We start from the raw sequence: 13,989 nt of genomic DNA on the forward strand, positions 1-13,989 counted from the left end.
GGATCGCAATGGAAGCACGCAATGGAAGCACTGATAGCCCTGGTCGTACTGGTCCTGCTGGCCATCCCGCTGCTGCTGGTGGTGGCACTGGTGATGATTGCCGGCCTGCGTCGCCGCGTCGCCGCGCTGGAAAGCGCACTGGCCGCCGAACCTGTCGCCAGGCCGGTCGCCGCCGCGCCCGCGCCTGAACGGCTGGTCACGCCCGCCGCCAGTGCCGATCCCCCCTTCCTGCGGCCGGTCGCTGCGGCTGTGCCGCCCTCACCTCAGCCTCCGCAGCCGCCGTTGCGTGAGGCCGCGCCCACCGAGGCGCCTGTTCCCCGTCCTGCCGCGCCACCGCCGGTGCCGGTGCAGCCACCGTTGCCGCCAGAACCGGCGCTGCCTAACTTCATCGAGCGTGGCGTCGTTGCGGTCAAACGCTGGTTCACCGAAGGCAACGTGCCGGTCAAGATCGGCATGCTGGTGCTGCTGGCCGGTGTCGCAGCACTGCTGAAGTACGTCAGCGACCAGGGCTGGCTGGTGCTGCCGATCGAACTGCGCCTGGCCGGCGTCACCGTGGGTGCGCTGGGCCTGCTGGCCTTCGGCTGGCACCAGCGCGAACGTCGGCGCCTGTTTGCGCTGGCCCTGCAGGGCGGTGCCATCGGCGTGCTGCTGCTGACCATCTTCGCCGCGTTCAAACGCTTTGAACTGCTCAACCCAGGCTTTGCCTTTGCCAGTTCGATCGCACTGGTGGCCGGGCTGTGCGTGCTGGCAGTGGTACAGAACTCGCGCACGCTGGCGGTGCTGGGCATCCTGGCCGGCTTCATGGCGCCGTTGTGGCTGTCCACCGGCAGCGGCAACCACGTGGGGTTGTTCAGCTATTACGCGGTGCTCAACGCAGGCATCTTCGCCATCGCCTGGTTCCGTCCGTGGCGTGCGCTGAACCTGCTCGGCTTCGCTTTCACCTTTGGCATCGGTACCTTCTGGGGCGTGCTGCAGTACGCGCCTGACAAGTTCAGCAGCACCGAGCCGTTCCTGTTGCTGTTCTTTGCCTTCTACCTGTTGATTCCGCTGCTGTATGCACGCCGTCAACCGGCAGGTCGGCGCGATCTGGTCGACGGCAGCCTGGTGTTCGGCACGCCGCTTGTCGCGTTCTCGCTGCAGGCCGGCATGCTGCATGAGCAGCCGATGACGCTGGCACTGTGTGCACTGGGCCTGGCTGCGATCTACGCGGTGCTGGCGCGGGCGCTGATCGCGCGTGCGTCGTACACCGTACTGGCGCAGTCGCATGCGGTGCTGGCGGTGGGCTTCGCCACGCTGGCGGTGCCGTTGGCGCTGTCAGCGCGTGCAACCGGTGCGGTGTTCGCACTGGAAGGTGCCGGCCTGGCCTGGCTGGGCCTGCGCCAGAAGCGCTGGCTGCCGCAGGTGTCCGGTGCATTGCTGCAGATGGGTGCCGCGTTCGCCTTCGTTGCCGGTGGCGATCACTGGCATGAAGACGTGCGTTTCCTGCTCAACCCAACAGCGATTGGTGCACTGCTGCTGGCCGTGGCCGGCTTCGCGTCGGCGTGGAGTTACCAGCGCAGGGAGCGTCACGAGATCGCGCTGGTCTACTACCTGTGGGGACTGCTGTGGTGGTTGGGCGGCCTGGTGCACGAGATCATCCGGTTCTTCCCCTACCGCATCGAAGTGGATGCACTGCTGGTGCTGGCCGCGGTTACCGCATGGCTGGCCGCGGAAATGCAGCGTCGCCAGCCGGCGCGCGCGCTGGGCGTGACCGCACTTGCAATGCTGGCGCTGGGCTTCCCGCTGGCGCTGATGCAAAGCGATGCGCACCAGCAACCGTTCGCCGGCTACGGTGCGCTGGCCTGGGCGGCGTTCGCGGTGCTGGGTGTGCGCACGCTGCTGTGCCTGCGCCAGGGCGGCGACACCGTGGCACGTATCGCGCAGTTCCTGTGGTGGCTGCTGTGGCCCTCGCTGCTTTCGCTGCTGGCGCTGTGGGGCGGTGGCGAGGCCAACTTGGCGCAGGGCTGGACGACCCTGCTGGTCACGCTGCCGTGGCTGCTGATGGCGGCGCTGTCGCTGTGGCGCTGGAACGTCCTGCGCTGGCCGCTGGGCGTGGCCTTCGACAGCGTGCGCCTGCCGCTGCAGTGCGTGCTGTTCGGCCTGTTGTCGATCGGCTGGTTGTTCGGCCAGCTGCTGCCGGGTGATGCCGCGCCGCTGCTGTGGCTGCCGGTATTGAATCCGGCCGAGATCGGGCAGTGGCTGAGCCTGCTGCTGCTGGCGCGCTGGCTGTACAGCGACCAGGCGCCGCAGGCACTGCTGAAGATCCGCCTGCCCGTGCTGGCGCTGGCGGCCTTCATTGCGCTGACCAGCCTGGTGCTGCATGGCGTGCACCAGTGGGGCGGCCTGTCCTGGAACGCCTCGATGATGCGCTTCAGCCTGGCCCAGACCAGCCTGACCGTGCTGTGGAGCGTGCTTGGCGTGATCGCCTGGGTATGGGGCTCGCGTCGCGGCCAACGCGTGTTGTGGATGGTGGGCGCCGTGCTGATGGGCGTGGTGCTGGCCAAGCTGGTACTCATCGATCGCCAGCACCTTGGCAACCTGCTCGGCATCGCATCGTTCATCGCCTACGGCCTGCTGTGCACGGTCGTGGGTTATCTGGCACCGGCACCGCCCAGCTCGGCGCCGTCCGTGGAGGAAAAACAATGAGGAATTGGAGCAGGGCGCTGCTGCCGGCGATGTTCGGCATGCTGGCCGCCGTCGCGGTGCAGGCCGCCGAGTACCGCACCCAGTACGCCGAACAATGGCCGTTGACGTTGTCCAGTGCACAGTCCGGTGCGTATCGCGTCGTGCTGGAACCGGCGATCTACCGCCGTGCCGGTGCCGCCGACCTGGGTGATCTGCAGGTATTCAACGCGGCGGGCCAATCGCTGCCATCGGCGCTGCTGGCACCGGACCAGCCGTTGGCACAGCCGCCGGTGCAGCGCGAACTGCCATGGTTCGTGCTGCCGCCGCTGGCCGAATCGCAGCGCAATGACCTGCAGCTGCTGACCGAACGCGATACCGACGGCCGCGTGCGCCGGGTTGAAGCGCGCGTGGGCGGCAGCGCGGTGACGAACGGGCAGGGCGGTTGGCTGATCGACGCCAGCGTGCTTGGCCAGCAGCCGTTGGCAGCGCTGGTGCTGGACTGGGCTGACAGCGGCCAGCCGCTGCAGGCGCAGGTGCAGCTGGACGCCAGCGATGATCTGCAGAACTGGCGCCCGATCGCGCGGGATGTGCCGCTGGTGGATCTGCAGCGCGCCGGCAAGCGCCTGTTGCAGCGCCGGCTGCAGGTGGACAGCAGCGCCCGCTACGTGCGCGTGCTGGCACAGGGCGAGGCACGCCTGCCGACCCTTCGCAGCGTGCTGGCCGAGCTGCCGCCGGCACCGGCCACGCTGCCGTGGGAATGGCTGTCGCTGGAGCCGACGTCGAAGGGCAAGGGCGAGTACACCTTCGAGTTGGACGGCCGCTTCCCGGTGGCGCGCGCTGACGTGGCCAGCACCGACAACAGCCTGGTGCAGTGGACGCTGTTCAGCCGCGATGACGAGAGCGCGGAATGGCAGCGACGCAGCGCACCGTGGATTGCCTACCAGCTGCAGCAGGGCACCCAGGGCCAGCGCCAGCAGTCCGCCGCGCAACCGCTCGGCGGCATCCACCGCGACCGATACTGGAAACTGGTGGCGAACCCGGCGGAAACGGCGACAGCGCCGACCCTGCGCCTGGGCTATCAGCCGGAAGTGCTGGTGTTCCTGAGCCAGGGCGCGGCACCGTATGCGCTGGCGGTAGGCAGTTCGACCGCACGCCGGGCGGAAGCACCGGTGGGCGTGCTGATCGAGGAGCTGCGGCAGCGCAATGATCCTTCCTGGCAGCCGACGCTGGCGCGCCTGGAAGGCAGCCCGGAACCGCTGGCCGGCGACGCGGCGCTGAAGCCGCAGCGCGATTGGAAGGCGTGGTTGCTGTGGGCGTTGTTGGGGTTGGGCGTGCTGGTGGTGGGTGGCCTGGCGCTCAGTCTGCTGAAGCAGAAGTCTGCGCCTTCGGCGTAGTTTCCGGCGAACGGCGCAGCCCCTCGTGGGTGGGGTTGGTCGTGCAAAGCAAAAGCAAAAGCCGCGCTTGGCCGGGCGGGGTAGGTTCGCGGGGGACGCCGCAAGTACGTCCTTGTAGGCTTGGCAGCCGCATCCATGCGGCTGACACCCCCGCGAACCCACCCCGCCCGGCCTCTGACAGTTTCCGTGTGCGTCCACCCACGGAAGAGGAAAAAGAAAAGCAAGAGCGGAAGCGGGTCGCTTCGCTCGACGGCCATCGGGGTCAGATCCGTTTTCCGCAGGAAAACGGATCTGACCCCTTCTTTCTCCATCCGACATCAGAAACTGCTTTTGCCTTTGCCATCCGCATCACCTCATGAACCTGTCGAGGCCGGGGTGGTGTGGGCTGGCAGGGGTGTCAGCCGCATGGATGCGGCTGCCAAGCCTCCAGGGACGGATTCACGGCGTCCCCTGCCAGCCCACACCACCCCGGCCCATCCACAGCATCACAAAGCGCCAGTGCTTTGGCTTCGGCCGTTGCTGTCGCTGTCGCCCTGCGCTTCTGCCTGCCGCAGGCATCGGCCCTCCCACCACCCGCACCCGATACAATGGCCGTCTGCCGTAGCCCGGCATCCCGTCCCTGAGCCAAAGAGTTGCCCATGTCCATCGTCCGCATGACCGACCTCGACCTCTCCGGCAAGCGCGTGCTGATCCGCCAGGATCTGAACGTGCCGATCGAGAATGGCCGCATCACCTCCGAACAGCGCATCACCGCTTCGCTGCCGACGCTCAAGCGCGCGCTGGAGCAGGGCGCGGCGGTGATGGTCACCTCGCACCTGGGGCGCCCGAAGGAAGGCGTGTGGAGCGAAGCAGATTCGCTGGCGCCGGTGGCCCAGCGCCTGTCCGAGCTGCTCGGTCGCGAGGTTCCACTGGTGCGCGACTGGGTCGACGGCGTCGAGGTGCAGCCGGGTCAGCTGGTGCTGCTGGAAAACTGCCGCATGAATGTCGGCGAGGCCAAGGACGATGAAGCCCTGTCGAAGAAGTATGCCGCGCTGTGCGACGTGTTCGTGATGGATGCCTTCGGTACCGCGCACCGCGCCCAGGCCTCAACCCATGGCGTCATCCGCTTCGCACCGGTCGCGGCCGGTGGCCCGCTGCTGATGGCCGAGCTGGATGCGCTGGCACAGGCGCTGGACGCCCCGGCCAAGCCGCTGCTGGCGATCGTCGCTGGCAGCAAGGTCAGCACCAAGCTGGAACTGCTGGCCAGCCTGGTTGGCAAGGTCGATCAGCTGATCGTCGGTGGCGGCATCGCCAATACCTTCATCGCCGCCGCTGGCTACAACGTCGGCAAGTCGCTGTATGAGCCGGACCTGCTGGACACCGCGAAGAAGATCGTCGCCGATGCCAAGGCCCGTGGTGCGGACATCCCGCTGCCGGTCGACGTGGTCACCGCCACGCAGTTCCTGCCCGACGCCGTGGCTGAAGTGAAGGCGGTCGACGCCGTCGCCGAAGACGACCTGATCCTGGACATCGGCCCGCAGACCGCTGCGCAGTATGCGCAGCTGATCGAAAACGCCGGCACCGTGGTCTGGAACGGTCCGGTTGGCGTGTTCGAGTTCGAGGCCTTCAGCAAGGGCACCGAAGCGCTGGCGCGCGCCATCGCCAGCTCCAACGCGTTCTCCATCGCCGGCGGTGGCGACACCCTGGCTGCGGTCGACAAGTTCGATATCGCCGCGCAGGTCAGCTACATCTCCACCGGCGGTGGTGCGTTCCTGGAGTTCCTGGAAGGCAAGACCCTGCCGGCCGTGGCCGCACTCGACGCGCGCGGCGCATGAATGCCGACCACGGCAGGGATGTGCTGTTCTTCGACCTCGACGGCACGCTGATCGATTCGCAGGTGGGCATCACCGCCTGCATCGCCTACGCGCTGCAGAAGATGGACCATCCGGTGCCGCCGCAGGACACCCTGCTGGGCTGGATCGGTCCGTCGTTGCGGACCACCTTCGCGCCGCTGTTCGTCGAACCGGCGCGGGTGGAACAAGCCGTGGGCTACTACCGTGAACGTTTCGATGCCGAAGGCTGGCGCGAGCACACGGTGTATCCGCAGGTGGAAGACACACTGCGCACGCTGCACGGTCGTGGCCACCGCCTGGCGGTGGTCACCGCCAAGAACGAGCCGCACGCGCGCCGCATCCTTGCCCACCTGCCGTTCGGCGGGTTGTTCGAGGAGATTGTCGGCTCGACCCTGGACGGCTCGCGCAGCCACAAGCCGGAACTGGTCGGCGGCGCGCTGCGCCGGTTGCAGGTACAGCCGGCGAAATGCTGGATGATCGGCGATCGCCACATGGACATCGAAGGTGCGCGTCACCACGGCCTGCGCAGTATCGGTGTGCTGTGGGGCTTCGGTGGCGAGCAGGAGCTGACCGAAGCCGGCGCCGGGCAACTGGCACGCGAACCGGCGCAGTTGGAAACGCTGCTGGCGTGATGCGCCTTTGATCGGTAGCGCCGGGCCATGCCCGGCGGTTTTGCCCAGCACCCGCCGGGCCCTGCCCGGCGCTACCACGACCCTGCGCCAGCGTATGTCCGGCCGATGTCCGTTCGATGACCCGCGAAGTCAGGCAGCGCAAGGCTGTAACCGTATACATGCGGCGTGAAGGATGTGCTAATTTCCGTTCTTTATCGGGAGAGGCCCATTCACCATGTTCGAGCGTCAGCGTCGCACCAAGATCCTTGCCACCCTCGGCCCGGCCACTGATCCGCCGGGCGTGCTGGAGGATCTGTTCCGCGCCGGCGTCAACGTGGTGCGGCTGAACTTCAGCCACGGTGATCCGTCCGGCCAGGCCAAGCGTGCCGCCGAAGTGCGTGCGGCTGCGGCCCGCGTCGGCGTGGAAGTGGGCATCCTGGCCGACCTGCCGGGCCCGAAGATCCGCATCGAGCGTTTCGCCGAAGGCAAGGTGCAGCTGAAGGCGGGCGACCGTTTCGACCTGATCGCCAGCACCAATGCCGGCCCCGGTGATGCGACCCAGGTCGGCGTCAGCTACCTCGGCCTGCCGCAGGATGTCGGCCCGGGTGATGTCCTGCTGCTCGACGATGGCCTGATGCAGCTTCAGGTAGTCGAAGTGGAAGGCGAGCGCATCATCAACACCGTGCTCAACGACGGCGCGCTGTCTGATCGCAAGGGGTTGAACAAGCAGGGCGGCGGCCTGTCGCTGGGTGCGCTGACCGAGCGCGACAAGGAACTGATCGGCATCGTCGCCAAGATCGGCGTCGACTTCATCGCCGTGTCGTTCTGCCGCAATGCGCAGGACATGAATGACGCGCGCGAGATCGCTGAATCGCACGGCTGCTACGCCGCACTGGTGTCGAAGATCGAGCGCACCGAGGCCATCGAAAACCTCGAAGAGATCGTCGAGGCCAGTGACGTGGTGATGGTTGCGCGCGGTGACCTCGGTGTGGAAATCGGCGATGCCGAACTGCCGGGCCTGCAGAAGAAGATCATCAAGGCCTCGCTGGCGCAGAACAAGGTGGTCATCACCGCTACGCAGATGCTGCAGTCGATGGTCGAAAGCCCGATCCCGACCCGCGCCGAAGTGCTGGACGTGGCCAACTCGGTCATCGACGGCACCGACGCGGTCATGCTGTCGGCCGAAACCGCTGCCGGTGCCTACCCGGTCAAGGCCGTGGAAGCGATGGCGCGGATCTGCCTGGGTGCCGAGCGCCAGTTCCAGACCGAGACCGACTTCAATGCCTCGCCGCGCAACCTGGAACGTGCCGACCAGGCCATTGCCATGGCCACCATGTTCCTGTCCCAGCACGTGGGCGTGCGCGCGATCGTGGCGATGACCGAATCCGGTGGCACCGCCCGCTACCTGTCGCGTTTCCGTGCCAAGGCGCCGGTGTTCGCGGTCACCCGCCATGACGGCGCCCGCCGGCAGATGGCGCTGATGCGCGATGTGTATCCGATCAACTTCGACAGCCGCGGCCTGACCCCGCGCGAAGCCGCGCGCGGCAGCATCCGCCTGCTGGTTGAAGCCGATCTGCTGCAGGCCGGTGACCGCGTGGTGTTCACCAGCGGCGAGCACATGGAAACCCTGGGGGCGACCAACACCCTGCGCCTGCTGGAAGTGGGCGAAGACGGCCGTGCCAGCGGTCTGGGCGACCTGTAAACCCTGGAGCCCGGGTCAGTTCCCCGAAGGGGCTCTGACCCGGCGCAACAGGACATCGCCTGTCCTGTGCGGACATTGGAATCGTTTCCAGCCTGGCCTCCACGGCGAGGCAACGGGTAGCGGGGCTATACTTACGTTTTTCCCGCACCCGCCACAGGAAGTACATGAGCATCGAACAGCTGGCTGAAACCGCCCAGGCCATGGTTGCCCCGGGCAAGGGCATCATCGCGATCGACGAATCCACCGCTACCATCGCCAAGCGTTTCGCCGGCGTCGGTATCGAGAACACCGAGGAGAACCGTCGTGCCTATCGCGAACTGCTGCTGACCACGCCCAAGCTCAACGAGCATATTTCCGGCGCCATCCTGTATGACGAAACCATCCGTCAGTCGACCAAGGACGGCGTGCCGTTCGCCAAGTACATGGCCGACCACGGCATGATTCCGGGCATCAAGGTGGACAAGGGTGCGCACCCGCTGGCCGGCTGCCCGGGCGAGCTGGTGACCGAAGGCCTGGACGGCCTGCGCGAGCGCCTGCAGGAGTACTACAAGCTGGGCGCGCGCTTCGCCAAGTGGCGTGCGGTGATCAACATCGGCGAGAGCATTCCGTCGGGTACCTGCATCGAGTCCAACGCCCACGCGCTGGCCCGCTACGCAGCGCTGTGCCAGGAATGCGGCCTGGTGCCGATGGTCGAGCCGGAAGTGATCATGGACGGCGACCACGACATCGAGACCTGCTACGAAGTCACCGAAGCGACCCTGCGTTCGCTGTTCGATGCGCTGTACCAGCAGAACGTGCTGCTGGAAGGCACCATCCTGAAGGCCTCGATGGTCATCTCCGGCAAGAACTGCGATGAGCAGGCCGACGTCGAGGAAGTGGCCGAGTCGACCGTGATGTGCCTGAAGAGCACCGTGCCGGCGATCCTGCCGGGCGTGGTGTTCCTGTCCGGTGGCCAGAGCGACGAGCAGTCCACCGCTCACCTCAACGCCATGAACCAGATGGGCAACCTGCCGTGGCCGCTGAGCTTCTCCTACGGCCGCGCGATGCAGCAGGCTGCGCTGAAGCTGTGGGCCAAGGACATGAAGGGCAACTACGCTGCTGCCCAGAAGACCGTGTACGAGCGCGCCAAGGACAATGGCCTGGCCGCGCTGGGCAAGTGGAACGGTTGATCCGTCCCATCGCAGGATGAACAGGGCAACGCCGGCATCACGCCGGCGTTTGCTTTTGCGGGTATCTTTTCCGCCCCCACGCACCGGGCCGGTGTGCGGGACATACATGGAAGGCCAAGGAGAAAAAACATGCGTTTGGCAGCAATCACAGTGGCCGTTGCCACGGTCCTGATCGCCGGCGGTTGCAACCGCATCGGTGGCGGTGGTGACGCAGGCAAGGCCGCGTCTCTCGATTTCGACAAGCCGGTGTCCGGCGAAATCACCTCGCGTAGCGGCATCAACTTCAACGACGGCAGCCACCACCAGCTGTACCAGATCAAGCTGGAAGACAAGGACCTGGTCGGTCTGAAGCTGACCGGTGCACTGACCGGTTCGATCGCCGTGTTCAACAACGGCAGCCTGGTATCCACCAGCAATACCGGCTACGAACGCGAAGGCGACGTCTCGCTGGCCTTCCGTGCAAACGGTGGCGGCACCTACCAGGTGGCGGTCAACGCCGATGGCCCGAGCGCCTTCGGTCCGTATCGCCTGCGCGCCGAGAAGCTGAAGCCGTATGACGGCAAGCCGCTGGTGGGTAGCGGCGAGATCGCCGACATGCTGGCCGGCAGCTCGCAGGACTACACCCTGCAGGTGGAGAAGGCAGGCCTGTACGAGATCCGCCTGGTGTCGGATGTGTTCGACCCGGTGCTGAAGCTGTCGGGCCAGGGCGTTGAGGCCGAGAATGATGATGGCAACGACAGCACCAACTCGCGCCTGACCCTGTCGCTGAAGCCGGGCAAGTACACCTTGACCGCGCGCGGTCTGGGCGACGGTGTCAATGGCATGTTTACCCTGTCTGCCAACCGCATCGAACTGCCGGGCAATCTGGTTGAACGCGATGGCACCGCCCTGCCGAAGTCGGGCAGTGTGTACACCATGCTCGACAACGATGGCCGCCGTCGTTTCCTGCTGACCCTGGACCGCCCGGCCGACGTGCGCCTGGATGCGATCTCCAGCCAGGTCGATACCGTGCTGCGCGTGGTCGGCGGTGATGTCGAGCTGACCGACGACGACGGTGGCAACGGTACCAATTCGCGCCTGGAGGAGACCTTGCCGGCCGGTCACTACACCATTGACGTGTCCAGCCTCAATAATGGCGCGGGCATGGTGGAAGTGCGCGTGCAGGTGGAGGGTGCCAGCGCCGACGGTGCTGCTGCCTCGGCCGCGCGTGCCGCTGCGGACGCTGCTGCCGCAGTGGCCGATGATGCCGCCGCAGTGGATGCCGCCAGCCGCTGACATCGCTCCATGCGGCGCATGGATGGGTAGATCCAAGCGACGCGTGGATGGAAGCAGTCGCACAACAGAAAAGGCCGGGCATCGCCCGGCCTTTTCTGTTCCAACCACGTCAGCCGTTCAATGCGCGGCTGCAAATCCGGTATCGCCCAATGGCGGCAGCATCGAGCTGCGCGGCTCGTTGTCCGCGTTCTGTCCGGCAGCGGTCAGCGCCTGCTGGTAAGCCTTGGCGGTAGCGGTATTGAACGCCACCAGCACGATGCGCATCGGCTGTGCATGGCTGCGCTGCCACGCCAGCGTTTCGGTCACTGCGATCTGTGCGGCCTGGTACAGCGGGTAGCCGTACACGCCGCAGCTGATCGCCGGGAAAGCGATCGATGTCACTCCCAGCGATTCGGCCAGCTGCAGGGATTTCCAGTAGCAGTTGGCCAGCAGCGCCGGTTCGTCGCGTTGACCGTCGTGCCAGACCGGGCCGACCGTATGCAGCACATGCCGCGCAGGTAACGCATGGGCGTCGGTGGCACGCACTTCGCCGGTCGGGCAGCGCACACCGGGCCGCAGTTCCGGCAGCTGTTCGCATTCGGCCAGCAGCGCTGGGCCTGCGGCGCGATGGATCGCACCGTCGACACCGCCACCGCCGAGCAGTGTTTCATTGGCCGCGTTGACGATCGCATCCACCGCCAGGGTCGTGATGTCGCCCTGCCAAACTTCGATCTTCATGCGCCCGTCTCCTGCCTGTGAGGTGTTCCGCGCAGCATCTGCGCCGGCTGTTCCCAAGGTAGGGGACAGGGCATTGATACTGCGTCATGACCGTCTCACGCGCTGCGATCCGGCGGCCTTCACGCACGATGGCGGGTGGCGCCTTCACGCAGGCTGAAGCAGAAAGGGGTCAGAGCCTTTTCCCGCACGGAAAATGCTCTGACCCCTGCGATCCATAGTTCTGGCAAACCGGGTCAGAGCCCTTTCCCTGCAGGAAAGGGATCCGACCCGATGCATCACGGCAGGCCGGCCAACCAGTCGTCGTCGGAACCTTCGTTCACATCGGCAAATAGCGGCGTGGAGAAGTAGCGTTCGCCGGTGTCCGGCAGCATCGCCAGGATCACCGAGCCCGGTTCGGCGCGCGCGGCGACATCCAGCGCGCTGGCGACAGTGGCGCCAGCGGAGATGCCAACGAAGATGCCTTCCTCCGCCGCCAGGCGGCGGGCGGTGGCGATCGCGCGGTCATCTTCCACCGTCACCAGTTCATCCACCACATCACGGTTGAGTACATCGGGCACGAAGTCCGGGGTCCAGCCCTGGATCTTGTGCGGCTTCCAGTCATCGCCCTTCAGCAGCGCGGCACCGGCCGGTTCGGTGGCGATGATGCGCGTCTGCGGGCGCGCGACCTTCAGTACTTCGCCCACGCCGGTGAGCGTGCCGCCGGTGCCCCAGCCACTGACGAAGTAGTCCAGTCGCTTGCCGGCGAAATCGCGCAGGATCTCGGCGGCGGTGGTGTTGCGGTGGTAGGCCGGGTTGGCCGGGTTGGCGAACTGGCTGGCCAGGAACCAGCCGTGCTGCTCGGCCAGTTCGGCCGCCTTGCGTACCATGCCGCTGCCGCGCTCGGCGGCCGGGGTCAGGATCACCTTGGCGCCATACGCGCGCATCAGCTTGCGCCGTTCCACCGAGAACGTTTCGACCATGGTCGCCACGAACTTATAGCCGCGCGCGGCGGCGACCATCGCCAGTGCCACGCCGGTGTTGCCCGAGGTGGCCTCGACGATGGTGTCGCCCGGCTTGAGCAGGCCACGCGCTTCGGCGTCGAGAATGATCGCCAGTGCCAGGCGGTCCTTCACTGAGCCGCCCGGGTTGAACGACTCGACCTTGGCGTAGAGGCTGACCTGCGGCGGAGCCAGGCGCTGCAGCTTGACGATGGGGGTGTTGCCGACGGTGTCGAGGATGGAGTCGTACAGGGCCATGGAAGCGCTCCGGAGAGGGGCCGCGCCGGGCTTCGGCGGGCGAAGGGGGAGGGCTGGCTGTTGAGGCCAGCGGCTGCCGGCTGACCGTAGCGCCGGCATATGACGCCCGGAAATGACCAGATACCTTTCTTAAACAACCTTTGGTTATAAGCTGGTGACGGCAATTGACCCTAGAGTGGACCTCCGCCCCCACATCGCCCGCCTGCCATGACGCTGACCCAGCTGCGCTATCTGGTTGCCATCGCCGACGCCGAGCTGAACATCACGCTGGCCGCCTCGCGCGTGCATGCCACCCAGCCCGGCCTGTCCAAGCAGCTCAAGCAGCTGGAGGACGAGCTGGGCTTCCTGCTGTTCGTGCGCAAGGGCCGCAGCCTGGAGTCGGTCACCCCGGCCGGCACCGAGGTCATCGCCCGCGCCCGCTCGGTACTGGCCGAGGCCAACAATATCCGCACCTACGCGGCCAACCAGCGCCGTGAGAGTCAGGGCCAGCTGATCCTGACCACCACCCACACCCAGGCGCGCTTCGTGCTGCCGCCGGCGGTGGCGGCGATCAAGCAGGCGTATCCGCAGGTGAGCGTGCATCTGCAGCAGGCCGGTGAAGCCGATGCACTTGATCGCTTGAACCAGGGCGATGCCGACATTGCGATCATCAGCACCGCCGGCAGCGAGCCCACCGATGGCATTGCGGTGCCGCTGTTCCGCTGGCGGCGCCTGGTGGTGGTGCCCAAGGGCCACCCGCTGGACCGCGCAGGGCGCACCCCGGACCTGGCCGCGCTGGCCCGGCAGCCGCTGATCAGCTACGAATCATCGACTCGGCCGAATTCCTCGCTGCAGCGTGCCTTCGCCGCCAACGGCCTGGTGCCGGATCTGGCGTTGACCGCGCTCGATGCTGATCTGATCAAGACCTACGTGCGCACCGGACTGGGCGTGGGGTTGCTGGCGGAGATGGCGGTCAGTTCCAACGACGAAGACCTGAAGGCGTGGCCGGCGCCGGCACCGATTGCCGAGTGCATCGCCTGGGCGGTGCTGCCGCGCGACCGCGTGCTGCGTGATTACGCGTTGGAGCTGGTGCACGTGCTGGCCCCACAGATCGATCCGCGCGACCTGCGCAGGGTGCTGGATGGCAACCAGGCGGCGGCGTGGCCGGTACCACCGACGTGGGAGTCGCTGACCCAGACCATCACGGTGTGAGGTTGGTCGAGCAGGGCTGCGCCCTGCACCTGCTGCAAACCGGAGCAACAGCAACAGCAACGTCAAAAGCTCGCTATCCGTGGGATGGCGGGGCGGTGTCGGACTGCGGGGACGCCGTGAACCCGTCCCTGGGGGCTTGGCCGCGGCATCCATGCCGCGGACACCCCGCACTCCGACACCGCCCCACCTCTGACAGATT

Annotated in this window: 10 protein-coding genes; 8 read left to right on the forward strand and 2 right to left on the reverse strand. The window is 66.8% G+C overall.

The window, feature by feature from the left end; all coding sequences use genetic code 11:
• Positions 1–21: 21 nt before the first annotated feature.
• The 7 genes from AC13GA_RS15035 to AC13GA_RS15065 all read left to right on the forward strand — a co-directional run bounded on the left by AC13GA_RS15035 (position 22) and on the right by AC13GA_RS15065 (position 10,647).
• Positions 22–2,685 carry a DUF2339 domain-containing protein gene (locus tag AC13GA_RS15035; protein WP_482998447.1) on the forward strand — a complete coding sequence of 888 codons (2,664 nt, stop codon included), beginning with the start codon at positions 22–24 and terminating at the stop codon, positions 2,683–2,685.
• A complete protein-coding gene (locus AC13GA_RS15040; RefSeq protein ID WP_482998448.1) occupies positions 2,682–4,058 on the forward strand; it encodes a DUF3999 domain-containing protein in 1,377 nt (458 codons plus the stop codon). The genes AC13GA_RS15035 and AC13GA_RS15040 overlap by 4 nt, the downstream gene beginning before the upstream one ends.
• A gap of 638 nt (positions 4,059–4,696) precedes the next feature.
• Positions 4,697–5,872, forward strand: coding sequence for a phosphoglycerate kinase (locus AC13GA_RS15045; RefSeq protein ID WP_482998449.1), 1,176 nt, complete (start codon positions 4,697–4,699; stop codon positions 5,870–5,872).
• The gene (locus AC13GA_RS15050; protein WP_482998450.1) at positions 5,869–6,522 is read left to right on the forward strand and encodes an HAD hydrolase-like protein; all 654 of its coding nucleotides are present in this window, start codon (positions 5,869–5,871) and stop codon (positions 6,520–6,522) included. Before AC13GA_RS15045 ends, AC13GA_RS15050 begins: the two co-directional genes overlap by 4 nt.
• A 214-nt stretch (positions 6,523–6,736) precedes the next feature.
• Positions 6,737–8,203: a pyruvate kinase gene (gene pyk, locus AC13GA_RS15055; protein WP_006388586.1), complete on the forward strand. Its 1,467-nt coding sequence runs from the start codon at positions 6,737–6,739 to the stop codon at positions 8,201–8,203.
• Between the two features lie 164 nt (positions 8,204–8,367).
• Complete coding sequence (locus AC13GA_RS15060; RefSeq protein WP_006388532.1) at positions 8,368–9,372, forward strand: class I fructose-bisphosphate aldolase; 1,005 nt, start codon at positions 8,368–8,370, stop codon at positions 9,370–9,372.
• A 129-nt stretch (positions 9,373–9,501) separates the two neighbouring features.
• Complete coding sequence (locus AC13GA_RS15065) at positions 9,502–10,647, forward strand: iron-sulfur cluster assembly protein (RefSeq protein WP_136639345.1); 1,146 nt, start codon at positions 9,502–9,504, stop codon at positions 10,645–10,647.
• Positions 10,648–10,764: 117 nt separating this feature from the next.
• Here AC13GA_RS15065 and AC13GA_RS15070 read toward each other — a convergent pair whose 3' ends face one another.
• Both AC13GA_RS15070 and cysK read right to left on the reverse strand, forming a co-directional pair.
• Positions 10,765–11,364 (reverse strand): O-acetyl-ADP-ribose deacetylase, encoded by a 600-nt coding sequence (locus AC13GA_RS15070; protein WP_006388480.1) that lies wholly within the window; start codon positions 11,362–11,364, stop codon positions 10,765–10,767.
• A gap of 275 nt (positions 11,365–11,639) precedes the next feature.
• The gene (cysK, locus tag AC13GA_RS15075; RefSeq protein ID WP_012511957.1) at positions 11,640–12,599 is read right to left on the reverse strand and encodes a cysteine synthase A; all 960 of its coding nucleotides are present in this window, start codon (positions 12,597–12,599) and stop codon (positions 11,640–11,642) included.
• Between the two features lie 207 nt (positions 12,600–12,806).
• Between cysK and AC13GA_RS15080 the strand changes: the two genes are divergently transcribed.
• Positions 12,807–13,790 carry a LysR family transcriptional regulator gene (locus AC13GA_RS15080; RefSeq protein WP_012511956.1) on the forward strand — a complete coding sequence of 328 codons (984 nt, stop codon included), beginning with the start codon at positions 12,807–12,809 and terminating at the stop codon, positions 13,788–13,790.
• Positions 13,791–13,989 lie beyond the last annotated feature (199 nt).

The organism is Stenotrophomonas sp. 22DLJC03, from assembly GCF_056861405.1.